General features: G+C 38.9%; 19 protein-coding genes. 10 read left to right on the top strand and 9 right to left on the bottom strand.

What is annotated here, in order from left to right; all coding sequences use genetic code 11:
- The first annotated feature begins 18 nt into the window (after positions 1-18).
- The 3 genes from ACYVHJ_RS15715 to ACYVHJ_RS15705 all read left to right on the top strand — a co-directional run bounded on the left by ACYVHJ_RS15715 (position 19) and on the right by ACYVHJ_RS15705 (position 3612).
- Positions 19-360 carry a TfoX/Sxy family protein gene (locus ACYVHJ_RS15715; RefSeq protein WP_460516442.1) on the top strand — a complete coding sequence of 114 codons (342 nt, stop codon included), beginning with the start codon at positions 19-21 and terminating at the stop codon, positions 358-360.
- A gap of 126 nt (positions 361-486) precedes the next feature.
- Entirely contained in the window at positions 487-1614 is a 1128-nt protein-coding gene (locus ACYVHJ_RS15710) for a DUF922 domain-containing protein (protein ID WP_460516439.1), read from the top strand.
- 225 nt (positions 1615-1839) lie between these two features.
- Positions 1840-3612: an alpha-L-rhamnosidase-related protein gene (locus ACYVHJ_RS15705; RefSeq protein WP_460516436.1), complete on the top strand. Its 1773-nt coding sequence runs from the start codon at positions 1840-1842 to the stop codon at positions 3610-3612.
- Between the two features lie 105 nt (positions 3613-3717).
- Here ACYVHJ_RS15705 and ACYVHJ_RS15700 read toward each other — a convergent pair whose 3' ends face one another.
- Both ACYVHJ_RS15700 and ACYVHJ_RS15695 read right to left on the bottom strand, forming a co-directional pair.
- Positions 3718-6114 (bottom strand): ribonucleoside-diphosphate reductase large subunit, encoded by a 2397-nt coding sequence (locus ACYVHJ_RS15700; RefSeq protein ID WP_460516433.1) that lies wholly within the window; start codon positions 6112-6114, stop codon positions 3718-3720.
- Between the two features lie 29 nt (positions 6115-6143).
- Entirely contained in the window at positions 6144-7124 is a 981-nt protein-coding gene (locus ACYVHJ_RS15695) for a ferritin family protein (RefSeq protein ID WP_460516430.1), read from the bottom strand.
- Positions 7125-7718: 594 nt separating this feature from the next.
- Between ACYVHJ_RS15695 and rplU the strand changes: the two genes are divergently transcribed.
- From rplU to ACYVHJ_RS15680, 3 genes are all read left to right on the top strand, one after another.
- The gene (rplU, locus tag ACYVHJ_RS15690) at positions 7719-8030 is read left to right on the top strand and encodes a 50S ribosomal protein L21 (protein ID WP_041935086.1); all 312 of its coding nucleotides are present in this window, start codon (positions 7719-7721) and stop codon (positions 8028-8030) included.
- A 33-nt stretch (positions 8031-8063) separates the two neighbouring features.
- Positions 8064-8324 (top strand): 50S ribosomal protein L27, encoded by a 261-nt coding sequence (gene rpmA / locus ACYVHJ_RS15685; protein WP_014020187.1) that lies wholly within the window; start codon positions 8064-8066, stop codon positions 8322-8324.
- 126 nt (positions 8325-8450) lie between these two features.
- Positions 8451-8759, top strand: a complete 309-nt coding sequence (locus ACYVHJ_RS15680) for an HPF/RaiA family ribosome-associated protein (RefSeq protein WP_339902905.1) — start codon at positions 8451-8453, stop codon at positions 8757-8759.
- A gap of 58 nt (positions 8760-8817) precedes the next feature.
- Here the strand turns inward: ACYVHJ_RS15680 and ACYVHJ_RS15675 are convergent, their stop codons facing one another.
- From ACYVHJ_RS15675 to lipB, 6 genes are all read right to left on the bottom strand, one after another.
- A complete protein-coding gene (locus tag ACYVHJ_RS15675) occupies positions 8818-9447 on the bottom strand; it encodes a rhomboid family intramembrane serine protease (RefSeq protein WP_460516425.1) in 630 nt (209 codons plus the stop codon).
- A gap of 4 nt (positions 9448-9451) precedes the next feature.
- Positions 9452-10438 carry a polyprenyl synthetase family protein gene (locus ACYVHJ_RS15670; protein WP_460516422.1) on the bottom strand — a complete coding sequence of 329 codons (987 nt, stop codon included), beginning with the start codon at positions 10436-10438 and terminating at the stop codon, positions 9452-9454.
- The gene (gene rnr, locus ACYVHJ_RS15665) at positions 10428-12605 is read right to left on the bottom strand and encodes a ribonuclease R family protein (RefSeq protein ID WP_460516419.1); all 2178 of its coding nucleotides are present in this window, start codon (positions 12603-12605) and stop codon (positions 10428-10430) included. Before rnr ends, ACYVHJ_RS15670 begins: the two co-directional genes overlap by 11 nt.
- An 81-nt stretch (positions 12606-12686) precedes the next feature.
- A complete protein-coding gene (locus ACYVHJ_RS15660; protein ID WP_460516416.1) occupies positions 12687-13421 on the bottom strand; it encodes a 3'-5' exonuclease in 735 nt (244 codons plus the stop codon).
- Positions 13422-13426: 5 nt separating this feature from the next.
- Positions 13427-13828: a hypothetical protein gene (locus ACYVHJ_RS15655; RefSeq protein ID WP_339902899.1), complete on the bottom strand. Its 402-nt coding sequence runs from the start codon at positions 13826-13828 to the stop codon at positions 13427-13429.
- Positions 13825-14559, bottom strand: coding sequence for a lipoyl(octanoyl) transferase LipB (lipB, locus tag ACYVHJ_RS15650; RefSeq protein WP_460516413.1), 735 nt, complete (start codon positions 14557-14559; stop codon positions 13825-13827). Before lipB ends, ACYVHJ_RS15655 begins: the two co-directional genes overlap by 4 nt.
- Before the next feature lie 41 nt (positions 14560-14600).
- Here lipB and ACYVHJ_RS15645 point away from each other — a divergent pair, with 41 nt between their 5' ends.
- Entirely contained in the window at positions 14601-14957 is a 357-nt protein-coding gene (locus tag ACYVHJ_RS15645) for a YraN family protein (protein ID WP_339902901.1), read from the top strand.
- On the opposite strand, the gene ACYVHJ_RS15640 is transcribed toward ACYVHJ_RS15645, so the two are convergent.
- A complete protein-coding gene (locus ACYVHJ_RS15640; protein WP_460516409.1) occupies positions 14951-15805 on the bottom strand; it encodes a toxin-antitoxin system YwqK family antitoxin in 855 nt (284 codons plus the stop codon). The genes ACYVHJ_RS15645 and ACYVHJ_RS15640 overlap by 7 nt on opposite strands.
- 244 nt (positions 15806-16049) lie before the next feature.
- On the opposite strand from ACYVHJ_RS15640, the gene ACYVHJ_RS15635 reads away from it, so the two are divergent.
- From ACYVHJ_RS15635 to ACYVHJ_RS15625, 3 genes are all read left to right on the top strand, one after another.
- Positions 16050-17252, top strand: coding sequence for a pyridoxal phosphate-dependent aminotransferase (locus ACYVHJ_RS15635; RefSeq protein ID WP_339902903.1), 1203 nt, complete (start codon positions 16050-16052; stop codon positions 17250-17252).
- Positions 17253-17303: 51 nt separating this feature from the next.
- Positions 17304-18014, top strand: a complete 711-nt coding sequence (locus tag ACYVHJ_RS15630; RefSeq protein WP_460516405.1) for a glycosyltransferase family A protein — start codon at positions 17304-17306, stop codon at positions 18012-18014.
- A 746-nt stretch (positions 18015-18760) separates the two neighbouring features.
- The gene (locus ACYVHJ_RS15625; protein WP_460516402.1) at positions 18761-19777 is read left to right on the top strand and encodes a DUF4421 domain-containing protein; all 1017 of its coding nucleotides are present in this window, start codon (positions 18761-18763) and stop codon (positions 19775-19777) included.
- The last annotated feature ends 59 nt before the right edge of the window (positions 19778-19836 follow it).

The raw sequence follows: 19836 nt of genomic DNA, 5'->3' as shown, positions 1-19836 counted from the left end.
ACACAAAAATAAAGGACCATGGCATATGATGAACAACTTGCAGATAGGGTTAGGGAATATCTTTATGAAGTTGGGCAAATGGAGGTTGAAGAAAAAAGGATGTTTGGAGGGCTAGCATTTTTAGTCAATGAAAAGATGTGTGTGAATGTAAGCGGCCCAAGGCTTATGTGTAGATTTGACCCTGAAAAACTAGAAGAGGTGGCCGAAGTAAACGGTTTCCAACCCATGCATATGAAGGGGAGGGTATATAGGGGATATTGTTATGTTGGTGAAGAAGCCCTTAGAACCAAAAGGGACTTGGCGTACTGGATAGACCTCTGCCTGGACTTCAATGTTAAAGCCAAATCATCCAAGAAATAGGACAGGGAAATCCTGTAATTGAATGGTTTAATAGAACCTGTGTCTTCCATTGTTTTTATTTTGACAACATTAATCTTGCAATCCATAAAACCTGTTGAGGAGCTTAGGGGTTAAAGGTTTATAGATATGAAACTAAAAAGTTGCTATATAAGAAATTATTTATGGCCAATTAAACTGTGTATTGCTTTCCTGGCTATGCTGTTGTTAAGTAAAGAAGGGAATGCTCAAAAAGTCAATCTAGAACCCATACCTCTACGTGTGGCTGCTCAGGTTTTTAGTCCGGATGAATATTATATTGCTCGGGTCATTGATGAAAGAGCGGACCAAAACCCTACGGCATTTGTGGTTGTTGACCTGGAGCGAGGGAATAACCTGGAAACGGTAAACTTAAAAGGCGGAACCATAGCTGCATTGGAAGGGTATATTTTGAAAGCTTATCCGGGAGATAAAAATTTGCGGCCTATAGTGATTCGGGTTAAAGACTGTAAAATTATAGAAAATCTCAAAAACCCTAAGACAGGGGCTGTAGAAGGAGACATTCACCTGGATTTTACCTTTGCCATGGAGAAAGGGGATGAACTTGTAGATTTGTTGGATTTTCAAGGGGGGATAAGTTACCAAAGAGGGATTAGACAAGTTAATTTATTGGAAGCCTTTCTAAGACGTTCGGTGAATTTGTCCATCAAGTATTTTGACGATTGGATAAAGAAAGACGCCGCCAATAATCAAAAACTGGCGAAGTCTGTTCGGTTAGAAATTAGTGATTACCAGGGGACGAATGATAAGGATACTGTTTTCTACTCCACTGATAGGCCACTTTCTTGGGAGGATTTTAAAGGAAGACCCAGGTTTAACAACTATGCAGCTTCCATTTTTGCAAGTATAGGTTACGAGTCCAATAGCAAGGTAGAAAATGGGGAGATTGTGGTCGATTTGGTTTTTAAAACATATATGTTAAAAAGTTCCTCATGGGTGAGGAGTGGAAACAACAGCTACGGCTTGAATCACGAGCAAAGGCATTTTGACATTGCCAAGATTGTCACAGAGCGACTTAAAAACACACTTGAGGCATTGCAATTAGAACCCCATAATTATGAAAGAAAAGTATCCTTTCACTATTTGGAAGCCTTTAGAGAGATGAACCAAATGCAGGAAGAATATGACCGGGAAACTTCAAATGGAACCAATGGCTCCGCCCAACAAAGGTGGAATGAAAAGATTGATTCTACATTGCGTCAATTGGGAGTAGATTGATATTGCGTAACATCTTTTCCTAATACAGCTAAGGGTCTATCATCAGACGCTTTAGATTTATCCTGGAGCTTCTGAATGGCTTGAATTTGTTAGCTGCACCTACCCTATTTAATATTTCGGGTTGAGGCAATAATTTTTCCTTAGGCAGGTAGCTACAGGACAGGACTATGGACTATTCATTTTATCTTGCCTTTTTAACCAAAATGACAAGATCTAATGAATGTGATGCAAAGACCCCTAAAGCTTGTTTTTTCCTTGACCCTGTTAATGGCAATTGGTTTCGATGCTTTTGGCCAGCTTCCTCCTGCGTTTAATAATGGCAAGGATTATAAAATTGCAGATGATTCCAGAACCAGGAAATACATCGCCCCGGTTAAAATATTTTGGAAATCTACCGAGGATAAGGGACTGATAAAGAATGAAAATCATCTATTGGGACAACCGATCGGGCAGGCCATTCTTACTTCCAACCAAGACTTTTTGGTCATGAGGAGTACTGCAACAGAAAAGCCCGGTATCCTGTTGGACTTTGGGGTTAACCTTCACGGAGGCATTCAATTGGTCACTGGCATGATTGGCTCCAAAGACCCGGTTCGGGTGCGCATAAGGTTGGGAGAATCTGTAACTGAGGCCATGTCTTCTATAGATACCCTTCAGGGAGCCACCAATGATCATGCGATGAGGGACTTTATCGTTTCCTTACCTTGGCTTGGTAAATTGGAAATTGGCAATTCGGGTTTTAGGTATGCCCGTATAGACCTGGTTGATCCGAACAAAGAGTTGTTGCTCAAAGAAGCCAATGCCATATTAACCTACCGAGACATCCCTTATTTGGGGAGTTTTAAAAGCAATGATGAGCGGCTGAATAAAATTTGGGAGATGGGTGCTTATACAGTTCATATGAATATGCAGGAGTATCTTTGGGATGGCATCAAAAGAGACCGTTTGGTATGGGTAGGTGATTTACATCCGGAAGTTTCTACCATCAATGCTGTATTTGGCTACAATGAAGTGGTGCCAAAAAGCCTTGACTTGATTCGTGACATTACACCCATGCCTGAATGGATGAATGGGATCAGCACTTATTCTATGTGGTGGATCATTATTCATCGGGATTGGTATTTGCACCATGGGGACAAGGCTTATTTGAAGGAACAAGAAGAATATTTAACTAAGCTTCTGCGTCATATGTCGAGCAGGGTAGAAGGGAACAAAGAAAAATTGGATGGTACACGCTTTTTAGATTGGCCATCAAGTGAAAATCCGGCAGCCATTCATGCCGGTTTACAATCCATGCTGATTTGGGCTTTTGATGCATCTGCAGCTATTTTTACTGTTTTGGAAAATTCAGAAATGGCCAAAGAAGCAGCAACCATGTCTGCTAAATTAAAGACTTATCGTCCCAAACACGCTGGATCGAAACAAGCGGCTTCCCTTATGTCTTTGACAGGAATTATGGATCCTGTAAAAGCCAACCGAGAGGTCTCCAAAAATGGAGTTGCTGATTTTTCTACTTTTTATGGCTATTATATGCTTGAGGCCAAGGCCAAGGCTGGGGATTATCAAGGAGCCATAGAAAATATTCGTGAGTACTGGGGAGGAATTATTGATTTGGGAGCGACTACTTTCTGGGAGGATTTTAATATTGAGTGGTTAGAAAATGCAGGGCGAATAGATGATTTTGTACCGGAGGGTAAAGTTGATGTTCATGCCTCTTATGGTGGGTATAGCTATGATAAGCTCCGACATAATCTAAGTCATGGTTGGGCTTCAGGGCCTACAGCTTGGTTGAGCAAGCATGTTCTAGGGGTGGAGGTATTAGAGCCTGGATCTAAGACCTTGTTAATTGATCCACACTTAGGGGATTTGGAATGGGTAGAAGGAACATTCCCTACACCATATGGCTTGGTTTATGTCAAGCATGTTAAGCAGGGTGATGGAAGCCTAAAGTCGGATGTTTCTGCTCCTAAGGAAGTCAATATTGTGTATACCAAATAAGCCGGCTGGGCTTAAGGTTGGGTCAGGGTTTCGTTAGGGGATAAAAAAAGGCAACTGCCCATTAAAATGGACAGTTGCCTTTTTACTTATGGATGGAATTGTGGATCAACTGCCACAAGCTTCACAATCATCAGGGTTGTCCAATGAACAAACAATGGCCTCCTGCTGTTGTTTTCTGCTTTCTGTATCATCAATTGCAGCCGGTTTGTCACCACCCAATTGAGATTTGTCAACAGTAAACTTAATGGCACTACTTGCCGCTTTAGAGCGTAAGTAATAAATTCCTGTTTTCAATCCTTTTTTCCAAGCATAGAAATGCATAGAGGTTAATTTACCGAAATTAGGTTCCTGTAAAAACAGGTTCATACTTTGTGACTGACAAACATAGGCACCTCTGTCGGCCGCCATGTCTATGATGACCTTTTGAGAAATTTCCCAGACAGTTTTGTACAGATCTTTCAGGTTCTGAGGAATGTCCGGCATGTCTTGAACGGATCCATTGGAAGCGATCAATCTGTTTTTCATTCCGTCGGTCCAAAGTCCTAATCTGATCAAATCTTTCATCAAGTGTTTGTTGACTACCACAAACTCTCCGGACAAGGTTCTTCTTGTATAGATATTGGTGGTATAAGGTTCAAAACACTCATTGTTACCCAATATTTGAGAGGTAGACGCGGTTGGCATAGGAGCCACCAAAAGTGAATTCCTTACGCCATACTTGTTTACCTTTTCTTTAAGTCCTGCCCAGTTCCATCGACCTGATTTAGGGGTTACCCCCCACATGTCAAATTGGAAAAGCCCTTTGGATACCGGTGAGCCTTCATAGGTCTCATAGGTGCCATTTACTTTTGCCAGTTCCATGGAGGTTTCCATAGAGGCAAAGTAGATGGTTTCAAAGATGTCTTCATTGAGTCCTTTGGCTTCTTCGGAATCGAAAGGCATTCTCAATAGAATAAAGGTGTCAGCCAATCCTTGAATTCCTAAACCAACTGGTCTGTGTCTGAAGTTTGATTTACGCGCTTCAGGAACAGGGTAATAATTGACATCGATTACCTTGTTAAGGTTTCTGGTGACCACCTTAGTGACTTCATATAATTTTTGATGGTCAAAGTGTTTTTTACCATCTTTTCCTGTGGTCACAAATTTAGGAAGAGCCAAAGACGCCAGGTTACAAACTGCTACCTCATCAGGAGAGGTGTACTCCATGATCTCCGTACATAGGTTAGATGATTTGATGGTTCCCAAATTTTTCTGGTTGGATTTGCCATTGGCTGCATCCTTGTACAAGATATAAGGGGTACCTGTTTCAATTTGAGATTCTAAGATCTCAAACCAAAGCTCTTGTGCTTTGATGGTTTCACGCGCTCTACCTTCTTTTTCGTATTTTTCATAGAGTCTTTCGAACTCTTCACCATGGCAATCACCCAAGCCGGGGGCTTCGTGTGGACAGAATAAAGACCATTCTTCATTGGCTTCTACCCTTTTCATAAAGAGATCGGATACCCAGACAGCATAGAATAAATCTCTAGCACGTAGTTCATCCTTTCCATGGTTCTTTTTCAAGTCAAGGAAGTCTTTGATATCCGCATGCCAAGGCTCAAGATAAATGGCAAAACTACCTTTTCTTTTTCCACCACCTTGATCAACATATCGGGCAGTCATGTCAAAGTTTCTTAACATGGGTACAATTCCATTGGAAACACCATTGGTGCCTCTGATATAAGAGCCTTTGGCCCTTACATTATGAATGGAAAGACCTATGCCTCCTGCAGATTGTGAAATTTTCGCACATTGTTTCAAGGTGTCATAAATTCCATCAATACTGTCGTCCTTCATCGTTAGCAAGAAGCAAGAGGACAATTGAGGTTTTGGTGTACCTGCATTAAAAAGAGTAGGGGTGGCATGTGTAAACCATTTTTGAGACAATAGGTGGTAAGTCTCAATGGCAGCATCGATGTCTTCCTTATGGATACCTATTGACACCCGCATCAGCATGTGTTGAGGTCTTTCCACCACTTTACCATCAAGTTTGATAAGGTAGCTTCTTTCCAAGGTTTTGAAGCCGAAGAAATCGTAGTCAAAGTCTCTGCTGTAATCAATTACTTGATCTAGTTTGGCAGCATGTTTTTTTACAATTCCATATACATCAGGAGCAATCAAAGCTGCGTTCTCATCTGTTTTTGGATTGATATAGGTATAAAGTCGTTTCATGGTGTTCGAAAACGACTGACTAGTAGTTTTGTGAAGGTTTGATATGGAAATTCTAGCAGCAAGTATTGCGTATTCCGGATGCTTTACCGTAAGGGAAGCACAAACCTCTGCGGCAAGATTGTCAAGTTCCGAGGTAGTGACACCATCGTATAGGCCATCAATTACTTTCTTTGCAACCTCAATGGGATGAATGTAGCGAGCATCCAAGCCATAACATAGGTTCTCTATTCTAGTTGTGATTTTATCAAATCTGACGGACTCTCTTCTACCGTCTCTTTTTATTACTAACATACTTACTGATTATAATGGTTAAAAAATGATTAAAAGTCTTCTTCAACAGAGAATTTTCCTGAAGAAGTGTCGTCTTTGCCTTTCATTACCCCGGCTTTTTGATAATCACCGACACGTTTTTCGAAGAAATTGGTTTTTCCTTCTAAAGAAATCATGTCCATAAAATCAAACGGGTTTTTACTGTTCCACACTTTAGAACATCCCAACTCAAGTAGCAGCCTATCTGCTACAAATTCAATGTATTGGCACATCAATTCAGCATTCATGCCAATAAGTCTTACAGGCAATGCGTCTGTAACAAATTCTTTTTCAATTTCCACAGCATCCATAATGATCTGTGTAACCTGTTCCTGAGGCAATTTATTTACCAAATGTTTGGTATAAAGGTGGCAAGCAAAGTCACAATGCAAGCCTTCATCTCTAGAGATTAACTCATTAGAGAAAGTCAAACCAGGCATCAAGCCTCTTTTTTTCAACCAGAAGATGGAACAAAATGAACCGGAAAAGAATATCCCTTCCACAGCAGCAAAGGCAATTAATCTTTCCATAAAATTCCCTTTATCAATCCATCGCAATGCCCATTCTGCTTTTTTCTTTACGCAGTCTAGGTGCTCGATGGCGTTGAACAATTGATCTCTTTCTTCAGGATTCTTTATATAGGTATCGATTAATAAGCTGTAAGTCTCACTATGGATGTTCTCCATGGCAATCTGAAAACCATAAAAGAACTTGGCTTCTGTATATTGTACTTCCGCTACAAAATGTTCTGCGAGATTTTCATTTACAATGCCGTCGCTTGCTGCAAAAAATGCAAGTACATGGGATATAAAATGACGTTCTCCATCACTTAAGTTTTTCCAATCATTTAGGTCTTGGCCCAAGTCGATCTCTTCAGCAGTCCAAAAACTTGCTTCTGCCATCTTATAATACTCCCAAATGTCATCGTGTTGGATAGGAAATAAAACAAAACGACTGTTATCTCCTTGTTCTAATATTGGCTCGGACTTCATTAGTAGAATTGGTTTAATCTGAATTAAAATTAATTTTAAGCAAGTTCACTATTTCTTCTTACCGTCTAAATCAAAGCGTTTTAGAGTGAATTGTTAATATTGCCTTAACAAATATGGGCAAGAAAAATGAAAAAGTAAAGCCCAATAATCCTAAAAAGCCTAAAAAACTGACCGCTGGTCAAATGGTTATAATAAACTGTAAATAAGCTATAAAACCTATTTGAACGGAAGTAAAGGTTTAATCTAAACAGACCAAATATGCAAGGTTAACTTTTTCGAAATATTTTTCAAATAATTAAAAAAAGTCAAAAATGGCCAAAAAATTGACCTTTGGTCAAAAAATAAACTTTCACGGCTGTTTGTAATTGGTTGTAAGTGAGTGAGAATCAGTTGTTAGAGTAGGATAATCACGGTTTAAAGACAGATAAATGAATATTACAGCTTTAAATTTGTGTTATGTGGACATTTATTAAATGATTTTTCGGTCAAATACAGTAAATAATTACAATTAAAATTAGGGAAATATTTTATCTATGCTGTTAATTTTCTTATATTTGCACCTCAATTTTGATAATTGTAATATATCAAACCATTATGTACGCAATAGTTAACATTTCCGGTAAGCAGTTCAAAGTAACAAAAGATCAGCACATCTTTGCACCAAAAATGCAAGGTGAAGTTGACGCTTCCGTAGAATTCGATCAGGTGCTTTTGGCAGAAGACGATGGCACTGTATCGGTAGGCGCACCCTTGTTGTCAGGTGCCAAGGTATCAGGGAAAATCCTTGATCATGTGAAAGGTGACAAAGTAATTGTCTTCAAAAAGAAGAGAAGAAAAGGTTACAAAAAGAAAAACGGTCACCGTCAGCAGTTCACAAAAATTTTAATTGAAAACATTACGCTTTAATCCTTCGGGAAGCAACCTTAAATAATACAAGTTATGGCACATAAGAAAGGTGTAGGTAGTTCCAAAAACGGTAGAGAGTCTGAAAGTAAAAGACTTGGTGTAAAGAAATTTGGTGGTGAATCAGTTATTGCTGGTAATATCATCGTTAGACAAAGAGGTACAAAACACCATCCTGGTGTAAATGTTGGTTTAGGTAAAGATCATACGCTTTTTGCCTTGGTTCCCGGTAAAGTTGCTTTTACAAAAAAGCATGATGGCAAATCCATTGTTACTGTGATACCTGCAGAAGCTTAAGCTTTCTAATCAATCATAAAAAAAGGTCATTCGAGAGAATGGCCTTTTTTTTGTGCTATGCTTTTAGACTTGCAGAAGCAAGAATTATCATTTCTCTCATTGGAGGGAGTTAACCTATCAATAACAATGAACTATACAGAAAATTACAAAGGAATTAAAGTTGATGTCCAATCAGTGAATATTGATATCAATAATGCTGTACAAGAGGAAATTCGTACATCCATAGACAAACTGTCTAAATTCACCCATGATATCAATGCTGTAGATGTTTATTTTAAAACAGAAGGGAGCGGGGGAAATGCGGTAAGCATCGTAGGTATGCGTGTGGGTATACCGGGACCGGATGTTTTTGCTGAAGAAAAAGGGGCACATTGGATTCCATTGCTAAAGGATGTAGTCGATAAATTGGTGCGACAATTAAAGAAAGCCAAATAATAAGTAAAGCTTCAGTCTCCACTCTAGATTAGAACTTAAGATCCAATGCTTAACCTGTTTAGAAAAGGCTGAAGTTTTTTACTTGCTCCCAAAAATGCAAGGCGTTTTCAGGAGAGATAACTACAATCACGAGGATTCCAAAGACCGCACCATAAAAATGGGCATCGTGATTGATATTGTCTCCACCTGTACGACCTTTATAAAAAGCATAACCTAAAAAGAGTATACCCAATATAAATCCAGGTAGGCAGAAAATCCCAAAAATGCAGATGTCTGACAAGGGCATTAGAATGATACTTGCAAATACCGTGGCAGAAGTTCCCCCAGATGCTCCCAAAGCATGGTAGCTAGGATTGTCTTGCTCCTTAAGGTAAGTGGGTATATCTGCAATAACAATGGCAACAAGATAGAAAATCACAAAAACCACTATGCCTAATTCCGGACCAAAAGCATAATTGAAGTAAGACTCTACTACATTGCCGAAAAAATAAAAGGTGAACATATTGAATAACAGGTGGGTACCATCTTTGTGGATAAAACCCGACGTTACAAATCTTCCATAGGCGCCATCAGCTTTTATAATATAGGGAGTGAACAAGTTTTTATTGATAAACTCCGGTTTTTTCCAACCGTAATAGGATGTCAGACAGGTAATGATAATAATGATTAAAGTTACAGATAAGTCCATGGTTCTATTTTTCTCTGTTGGCGAGATGCTGTGTTAAGTTTTGTAGTAATTGTAAACCTGTGGTATTTTTTACCTGCAATTCAGACAGCTGCTTGAAGCCTTTTTGGAAATAATTTTCCATTACAGCCATTGTTTTTTCTTTTATATGAAGTTGATCGTAGATAGTCGTTACTGCTTTTACCTTTTCGTCCGAGGAGAAAGATTTTGAATGAAGCCATTTTTCAAGCTCCTCTAGTGTGGATCCTTTGGCGGACTCTTTGGCTTTTACCAAGAGGTAGGTTTTCTTATTGGCAATAATATCTCCACCCACCTGTTTGCCAAATTTTTCCTTGTCGGCATAAACATCCAATAGATCGTCTTTTAATTGGAAAGCAATTCCAATGTTCATCCCAAAATCGTAAAGTCGCTTGGTGTCACTTTTGGGAGCTCCAGCCAAAATTGCACCGAGCTGAAGGGCAAATCCCAATAATACAGCAGTTTTCAAGCGGATCATGTTTAGGTATTCCTCTTCACTTACGAGTTCTCTGCTTTCAAAATTCATGTCGAGCTGCTGTCCCTCACAAACCTCGGCAGCGGTCTTGCTAAATAACTGTAAGCTTTCTTTCAAGTACTCAGGAGCAATTGACAAGAGCAGGTCATAGGCTTTTACCAACATAACATCTCCGGATAAGATGGCGGTGTTGTCATCCCATTTCTCATGGACTGTGGCTTTCCCTCTTCTCAGGGGAGCGTTATCCATGATGTCATCGTGCATCAGCGTAAAATTATGAAAGACTTCGACCGCAGCAGCAGGGCTTAGTACACTTTTATAGTCTTCCTTGTACAGGTTATAAGCCAGTAATGTGAGTAATGGACGTATCCTTTTGCCACCCAGGCCCATAAGATAGCTGATTGGGTTATAAAGTTCTTGAGGGTTTCCTTGAAGGTCAAGTTGCTGAATGTATTGCTCGAGGTTGGCTTTAATTTCCTCAAGCTGGTTTTCATTTATCATCGTTTACAAATTCCAAATCTATGGTTCTTCTGTCTATGTCGGTGCGCGTTACTCTAACCTCAACTTTGTCACCTAGGGTGATCATTCTTTTGTTCTTAGCGCCTATGAGTCGCATGTTTTTCTCATCAAAATCGTAATAGTCATCGGTTAGGTCTTGCACCCTTACCATGCCTTCACACTTGGTTTCAGAGATCTCTACGTATACGCCCCATTCTGTTACTCCAGTAATAATCCCGGCGTAATCCTTGTCTTCTGCAAGTTTCATGTATTCTACTTGCTTGTACTTAATGCTGGCTCTTTCTGAATCTGCGGCCCTTTTTTCACGTTCAGAAGAATGAACACACTTTTCCTCCCAGGCCTGGTTTTCAGGTGGCTTCCCACCATCCAGATAATGTTGCAAGAGTCGGTGTACCATCATGTCTGGGTACCTTCTAATTGGTGAGGTAAAATGCGTATAGTGATCAAAGGCTAAACCAAAATGCTGTTTAGGCTCAGTGGTATATTTTGCCTTTGCCATGCTCCTGATGGCAAGTTGTTCAAGTATGTTCTGCTCCGGTTTACCAACGATCTCATCCATCAATTTGTTCAGGCTGTTGGATACTTTCTTCTCGTCTAGGATTTTGATTTCATGACCAAATTTCTTCGCAAAGTTCGAGAATGTCGCCAGCTTTTCCAGGTCAGGGTAATCATGAACCCTATAAACAAAGGTGCTTTTGCCTTTATTTTTATCGTAAATATAGGTGGCCACTGTTTTATTGGCCAAGAGCATGAATTCTTCAATTAATTTGTGAACGTCTTTTCTCTCTTTGATGATAAGCCCGGTGGGTGTTCCGGATTCATCAAGTTGAAATTTCACTTCTACCGTTTCAAAATTAATGGCACCTTTTTTAAACCTTGCTCCTCTAAGCAACTTGGCCAGGGCATTGATTTTCAATAAATCCTTGGCGTAATCACCACTCTCAGCATCCATGTTTTCTTGTGCTTCCTCATAGGTAAACCGCCTGTTGGAATGAATCACCGTACGGCCAATCCAAAAATCCTTGACTTCTGCTTGGTCGGTCATTTCGAAAACACATGAAAAAGTAAGTTTGTCTTCGTTGGGTCGCAAGGAACAGAGTCCATTGCTGAGCCGCTCGGGGAGCATGGGGATGGTTCTGTCCACCAAATAGACGGAGGTGGCCCTATCGTAAGCCTCTTTTTCCATCAGTGTTTTAGGCTTGACATAATGAGTTACATCAGCGATGTGAACACCTATTTCCATGTTCCCATTGTCCAGATAGCGAAAGGATATTGCGTCATCAAAATCCTTTGCATCTGCGGGGTCTATGGTGAAAGTGTCTATGTCTCTAAAATCTTTCCTTTTTTTGATTTCTGCTTCCGGAATTACCTCAGAGATGTTCTCTGCTTCTGCTTCAATTTCCTCCGGATAGTCAAAGGGAAGTCCAAACTCAGCCATGATGGAATGAATTTCCACTTCATGGTCTCCGGCTTTACCCAAAACATGAATGATTTTTCCACTTGGGCTTTTGTCTCCTTCTTTCCATTCAGTAAGCTTTACCACTACTTTTTGGTTATGTTGAGCCCCTTCTAGGTCCGACTTCCTAACGAAGATATCGTGGTGCATCTTCTTAAAGTCCGGCACAACAAAGGCAAAACGAGGGGAAATTTCAACCCGCCCGACAAATTCATCCCTGCTCCGTTCCATTATTTCCAAAACTTTGCCTTCTCTTCGATTGCCTCTACCTCTTTTGGGTAAAATCATAACCCTGACTTTGTCACCATCAAGGGCAGATTTTAAATCTGCTTCTTTGACCATGATGTCGTCTTCTTTCTTTTCTTGATTGCTAGGAATGACGAATGCAAACCTTGGATTGACGAAATCTACTTCACCAATAATAAATTCAGGTTCAGCTGTGGAGGAATAAAGATTTCTGGGAGTGCAACTGATTTTGCCTTCATCTATAAGTTCCCGCAGGGCAGGGTTTAAAAGCTTTTTGGTGTGGGCATCCCTAAGCACCAGTTTTTTGATGAGTTGTTTTTCGGTATAGGCTTCGCCGAAATTGTTGTCAAAAAATTGCGTTAATTTTAATTTTAGTTGTTCTATGTCAGTGGGCTTACTGCCCTTCTTTTTAAATCCTGATTTTTTTCTTCCTGATTTTCTTCCCATAAAAATGTCTTGTAATTATAAAGGTAAGGATATTTATTCTATTTAATGGGCCTTCCTTTATTGGTAATGTTATTGTAATGTTTAAACTGCAGGTGAATCGAGGTTAATAATTTCAAAGGACAGGTCTCCCGGTAAACCTTGATAGGCAAGGTATATTCTCGCTGTTACCTCTACATCCCTTAGACAATATTTACGGATATTGTCCAAATCATCCTCTTTGTAATATACGGTATTGACCATACTTCCATCGATGCCTTCCTTAGAACTAGGGATATCAAAAATTGTTGCAAGCAAATCCAGTCTGGTATAATGTTTATAATCTCCAAACTTCCACAGTTCAAGGGTGTCTAAATGCTTGATTTCCCATGGCTTCTTCCCGGAGATTTGCAAAACTTTCGGAAGGGGAATTTTATTAATCAGCATTCTTCTGCAGATATATGGGATATCAAATTCCTTGCCATTATGGGCGCATATACACCATGACTTCTTCTCTAGTAATTCCCTAAACTCCAATAAAGTTTCATGTTCTGTTATTCCGGCATAGGACTTGGTCCTATAGATTAGTTGATCCTCTTCCCTTTTATAGGTAAAATATCCTACGCCGATGCAGATGATCTTGCCGAACTCCGCGTAAATTCCTGCTTTTTCAAAGTAGAGTTCCGCTGCATCTCTTTCGTCCGTTTTTTGTAATTGAAGGGCCTTTTTTTTCCATTCTTCCTGCCATCTTTCCGGTAAATCTTCAAGATTTTCGACTCCGGAGATTGTCTCAATGTCCAGAAAAAGAATTTCATTCAAATGTTCGAAAAAATCAGCCATAAGCTTTAGGTGTGTAATATCCCATGCATGTCGAGTTCCGGAATGTAGGTCATGTGTTTGTCTTGCACACTGCCCGCTACAAATATAAACTTTTTGTCAAATATTTGGTCGAGTATATAGTAACTTACCCAAAATTCATTGTTCAATACAAATAAAGCGGGGTCAATGGCTTCTATTCTTACAAAACTTGTAGCCTCTAACTTGGCAATCACATGTCTCAATATAGAGGTTTTCTTCACCTCTCCGGATACTGTGCCGTAACCTTTTGCTGTTATCATTAAGGTTTCTAGCTCAATCAAGTTATTGTTAATCAGGTAAACAGCCCAGCTTTCCCCTTTTTCAGTTTCCTCTTTTACAATGGCCATTTTCACACCGGTTACCGGATGAAATTTTATGTCTTTTTTCATTTTAATTCTTCACTTTCCAATAGTTCCATCCCAAATAATCGAACGATATGTGACTTTACTCTTTCCTTAACTTCGGGCATGGATATTTTTTTTCCCAGTTCCATTTCCATGGAGGTGACTGCTTTGTCACTGATCCCACAGGGGATAATATGGTTAAAATAACTGAGGTCTGTATTGACATTGAATGCAAATCCATGCATGGTCACCCATCTGCTGGATTTTACCCCTAATGCGCAGATTTTTCGTGGGTTTTTCTGATGAATATGGTCTAGCCAAACTCCGGTTAATCCCTCAATTCTGCCCGCTTCAATTCCATAATCTTCCAGTGTGGCAATTACTGCTTCTTCCAAATACCTCAGGTATTTGTGAATGTCTGTAAAGAAATTGTCCAGGTCCAGAATGGGATAGCCTACCAGCTGCCCGGGCCCATGATAGGTAATGTCGCCGCCACGATTAATGGGGTAATAACTGGCTTGAAATTTTTTCAGTCCAGCATCGTCCAAGAGTAGGTTCTCCGGACGGCCACTTTTGCCTAAAGTATATACATGAGGGTGCTCCACAAACAAGAGGTAATTGTCAGTGATTTGTGCCTGTTCAGGATCAAGTTTTCTGTTGTCAATTTTGGTTGCCACCGTTTGGGCAAATATTTTTTCTTGATAGTCCCAGGCCTCCTGGTAATCTTTGGTGCCTAAATCCCTGAAAATTATTTTTTTATTTATAAATTGATTCACCTTTTGCAATAGTTTTTTTCAAATATAGTCAATATCATACAATGGCTGAACACAATGACAAAGGAACCAAAGCCGAACAACTTGCCAAAGACTGGTTGGTGGCGAATGGCTACCAATTTATCACTGAGAATTACCGGTACAAGCATGCAGAAATAGATCTTATAATGGAGAAAGGAGGTATTCTGATCTTTGTAGAGGTAAAGTACCGCAGTGGTACAGGCTATGGATATGCTGAAGAATTTGTGGATTATCGGAAACGACAATTGATAATTAGGGCAGCAGACAATTATATATACGAGGAAGATTGGAAAAAGGATATAAGATTTGATATTGTGGGAGTTTATCAAAGCAAATCAGGAGGGATTGCTTTCAAGCATTTTGAAGATGCTTTTTATTGAGTGTGGTTATAGATCAAGTTTCCTTCCTTATCCCATTCTGCTCTAATATATGGTTTGAAGCTATTGTTTAATGCCTCATTTTGGTATTGAATTTCGCGTTTTTTTACCGTTTTATCATTTTCCCTTGGCCAGTATTCTGTCCAAATACCGATGCGTTCACCAAATTTGTATTCACCTGCTACTGCTACTTGTCCATCCGGGTAGAAGTGAAAAAAGTTACCTTCTTCTAGGTCATATTCAATAGGTGTTAGCTTTTCAATCTTACGTTCCCCTCGGTTGTAATAAGTTACTCTGGATGCTTTTGGCCAACCTTCTGAGTAATGTTTCTTGTCCAAAAGAATGTTTTTGGTGTCAAAAGTCATCCACCGGCCATGTTTGGTGCCGTACATATACATCCCGGTTTCTACCACATTGTCCCCAATCCGCTTTTCGTAAGGACCATGCAATAAATAGCCCTTTGAAGGTAAAAATCCCCCATTTTTAATGGCTTTGTTTTTGGTGTCATACCAAAATATATCTCTGATATAGGGATCCGGCTTTTTATTCCTGGTGGTGTAATTGAAAAATTGATAGGTGATTTGGTCTCTGAAGCTGCTTTTGATCAGGGCTCTACTGGTTTTTTCACCAAAGTGGAAGTTTTTTTTCTTCTTTTTCCGCTTCTTCTTTTTTTCTTCTTTGAGCTCATCTTCTGCGTCAGAAAACAAAAGGATAGGGGTGGAGGTTGGGAGAAGTCTGTTTTCTTCTACTCCCGATGAGTCTACCTCTGCAGTAGCGGATTCTTCTTGTCCAATACTTACAAAAGCATTAAAAAACAGCATCACAGAAAATAAGTAAATGAGTTTTTTCATAACAATATTAAAACGAAAATACAGTCCGGATATTACCGTAAAGTGTGAAATCCCAAAATGTTCCAAGCAGTTAGTTAAATCTTCCGCCATTCAAAACTAGTCAAAGATTTAGGAATCGTTGTCATTATGCTTATTTTTGCAAAATTAAAAATGGAGATGGAAGGCCATCACTTGAAATGAATTTATCTATTGGTCTAAAGTTCCTATTAATCTGATTATCAAACGTAATTTAAATAAAATATAAATGAATTCCATCCTATCTGATCGTATAAACAATATGGAAGAGTCAGCAACGCTGGCTATGGCAAAAAAAGCCAGGGAATTAAAGACTCAAGGGATAGATATTATAGGTCTGAGCTTGGGTGAACCTGATTTTAAAACGCCTAAACACATACAGGAAGCTGCCAAGTCTGCCATTGATGAAGGCAAGTATTTTTCCTATCCTCCCGTGGCGGGTTATCAGGACCTTAGAGAGGCAATCGCTAAAAAACTAAGGGAGCAAAACAATATTGCTGAAGCTAAGGCAGAAAACGTTGTGGTTTCTACTGGTGCGAAGCATTCGATTGCCAACATCTTTATGTGCTTAATCAACGAAGGGGATGAGGTTATCATTTTCTCTCCATATTGGGTGTCATATTCAGAAGTGATCAAATTGGCAGGTGGAGTTCCGGTACTTATAGAAGGAAACCTTGAAAATAATTTTAAGGCTACAGCCAAGCAATTAGAAGAAGCCATTACGGACAAAACCAAAGCGGTGATCTATTCTTCTCCTTGTAATCCTTCAGGTTCTGTTTTCAGTAAATCAGAATTGGAAGCCATTGCAGAGGTTATCAAAAGCAAAGAAAATTTAGTGGTCATTGCAGATGAGATCTATGAGTTGATCAACTTTACCGGATCGCATGCAAGCATTGCTTCCTTCCCTGGCATGTTTGAGCGAACCATTACTGTCAATGGATTTTCTAAAGGATACGCCATGACCGGATGGAGAGTTGGGTATATTTGCGCACCTTTGTTTATTGCAAAGGCTTGTGAAAAAATTCAAGGTCAGTTTACTTCAGGTGGAACAGGAATAGCACAACGTGCAGCACTTGCGGGGCTTATTGGAGACCAAAAGCCAACAGAAGAAATGGCAGCAGCCTATCTTAAAAGAAGAGATTTGGTGTTGGAATTGTTGAGAGACATTCCGGGAATCAAGACGCACGTTCCTGAAGGAGCGTTTTACTTCTTTCCTGATGTTTCTGACTTTTTTGGTAAATCTGCAGGAGATCAGAAAATTGAAACGGCGGATGATTTTTGCTTGTATGTGCTGAAAGAGGCAAACGTATCTTTGGTTACCGGAGCAGCATTTGGCGCCCCTAATTCTGTAAGGTTGTCCTATGCAGCTTCTGAAGCTGAATTAAAAGAAGCGCTCAAGCGAATAAAAGAAGTTTTGGCAAAATTGAAATAATTTTTAATAAATCCCCGGACTTAAATCCGGGGATTTTTCTTAATTTCCAAGATGCAGGCAATAGTAATCACTCCCGTTAAAGATGCGCTCGAAGCTACACTAGAGACAATCCAAGCCATAACAGAAGCCAATGGAAATTATGAGTATTGGGTTTTTAATGATTACTCCACTGATGAAACCAAAAAGGCTTTGGAAAAAGCCAGCAGTACCAAAGAATTTAACTTGGTAAACCTTGAAGAGGTCACATCCAACCCTTCTCCAAATTATAAGACCGTCCTTAAGATTGCCCAGAAAAAAGCCCTTAAAGCGGGGGTTCCCTTAATTATTGTTGAGTCAGATGTGAAAGTAAATCGAGATACCTTAGAGAAACTTTTACATTTTGCACAGCAAAATCCCAAGGCAGGTTTAGTCGGTGCAATTACCCATGATGCAGAAGGAAAGGTTAATTTCCCCTACCTGAAATTTAAGCAGTTAAAAAGCAAGGAGCCCACTAAAACAAATCGTAGCCTTAGTTTTTGCTGTACCTTAATCAATAACAATTTTTTAGAGAAATACGATTTTACCGATCTGGATACCAGCAAAGATTGGTACGATACACACATCAGCCAAAAAGCCATTGCCCTAGGCTTTGAGAATTTTATTCTTCCGGAGCTTCCTGTTTGGCATAGTCCGCATGCCAGCAGACCTTGGAAGCAACTCAAATACAAAAATCCAATCCTCTATTATTTCCGCAAATGGTTTTTAGGAAAGGATAAGATTTAGTAATTGATTGCTGTCCGAGTGCTACAAATATTTAAATAATTTTTTATACACTCGATCACCTTTTTCTCAAATTGGATTATAAAAAATTTATTGAATAATGGAGTTTTTTGGTTCGAAAACGAAAATCTATAGATGAATTTGCCAAAACTTTTGCTCTTGTGATTGGATTCACATTTTTTAGAAATGAAGCTTTTTTTTAGGTTTTTGAGGTAAGTTTTCATGATAAAGTGCTAATGTAATTTATATAATTATTTGAATAATAAATTATTTGTTTAATTTATAAGATTGAAGCGATGAGTAGATGATTTTCAGCCTAATAATATTTTTTATAATTAGGATCAAATGAATTTTATCGCTATCATTCCTATTTTATTGTTTTAATAGTTCAATTAAATCTCTGAATATATATAATTAGCGAATTGTAATATTTTGATAAAATTTCTATTCTAGCTAATGTTTAAGCTGATCTGAAAGGGGTTTTCAGGCGTTTCCTTAAGAGGTGAAATTTTGATTTGTAATTATTTCGTTAAAATATCGAAGTATACTAAGATTTTATTTTTGCTTTATTGCGCTAAATTATTGTATCTTTGTGATGGGTGATTAAGCAACTTTTTATACTTACTCTTTTTTTAGAAAATAATTGGAGGTTATTTCGAAATAATTTTTCCTAACCTCCCTTTCCTCTTTGATCTAATTTTCAGCTTTATATCTTGTTTTCATTAAATTGGAATAATTAACAAGTATTTATGAAATATAGCTTAGCATTTATCTTACTTGTTTCTACCCTTTATCTACCGGTATATTCTCAAAATACTGAAGACTCCACCGTGTATTATGAGACTTACCCTGATCAATTGGTGATACGAACCTATTTGTCAAGAAAGTATACCGGTTTGGGCCTTAATGTAGACGAGGTCCACTATTGGTACCGCCCAAACTCTACATTAAATATGGGAGTTGGAGCAACCTATGATGGTCTTACCTTAAATTTAGCTTATGGTTTTGGCTTTTTGAATCCCAATAAAAGTAGGGGAGAGACAAAATATTTTGATTTGCAGGCACATGCTTATCCAAAAGATTGGGTAGTAGATTTTTTTGGTCAATTTTATAACGGATATTATTTAGAAAGAGGAAGTCCTTCTGAAATTAGTAATGAGCTAAGGATTTTTCCGGAGATGAAACTAAGGAAACTGGGAGCCTCAGTTCAGTATTTATTCAATGGAGACAAGTTTTCATACAGGGCCGCTTTTCTACAAAATGAGTGGCAAAAGATTTCTGCAGGCTCATTTATGGCCGGGGTTGAAATGTATGGAGGACAAGTAAGAAATGCCGGAGGAATATTACATGCTCAGGCCAAGGTGAGAAATTTTGACCAAATTAAGTATTTTGAAATTGGTCCAAACTTGGGCTATGCTTATTCTTGGATCATTAAAAAACATTTTTTTGTTACCTTATCTGCTTCCACAAGCCTTGCTTTAGGCAAGACTAACTTAAATTTTGAAGATGGAACTGACCAAAGTAATTGGTCAGTTCGTCCCAATTATTTCATAAGAGGATTTACAGGGTATAATTCAGATAAATGGTCTGTTAATGTAAATTATGTTTACAATCAAGTCAATTTGGTTCCGGTAGAGGATTACCTGATTAACCTGGGTACCGGAAATTACCGATTGAATATTATTTATCGCATAAGCCCCAGGGAGGGATTATCAAAAAAGCTAAATTGGGTAAGTCGCCTCAAAAATAAATTGAGGGGTAATTAGAATGTTTTTTTAGTAATCGGGTTTCGTTCGCCAAACCCGATTAAATTGACTTGTGAAGT

The sequence above is a fragment of the Cyclobacterium sediminis genome, from assembly GCF_054781075.1.
Note: the sequence above shows the minus strand (reverse complement) of the source record. Positions and strands in the feature narration are given on the sequence as shown.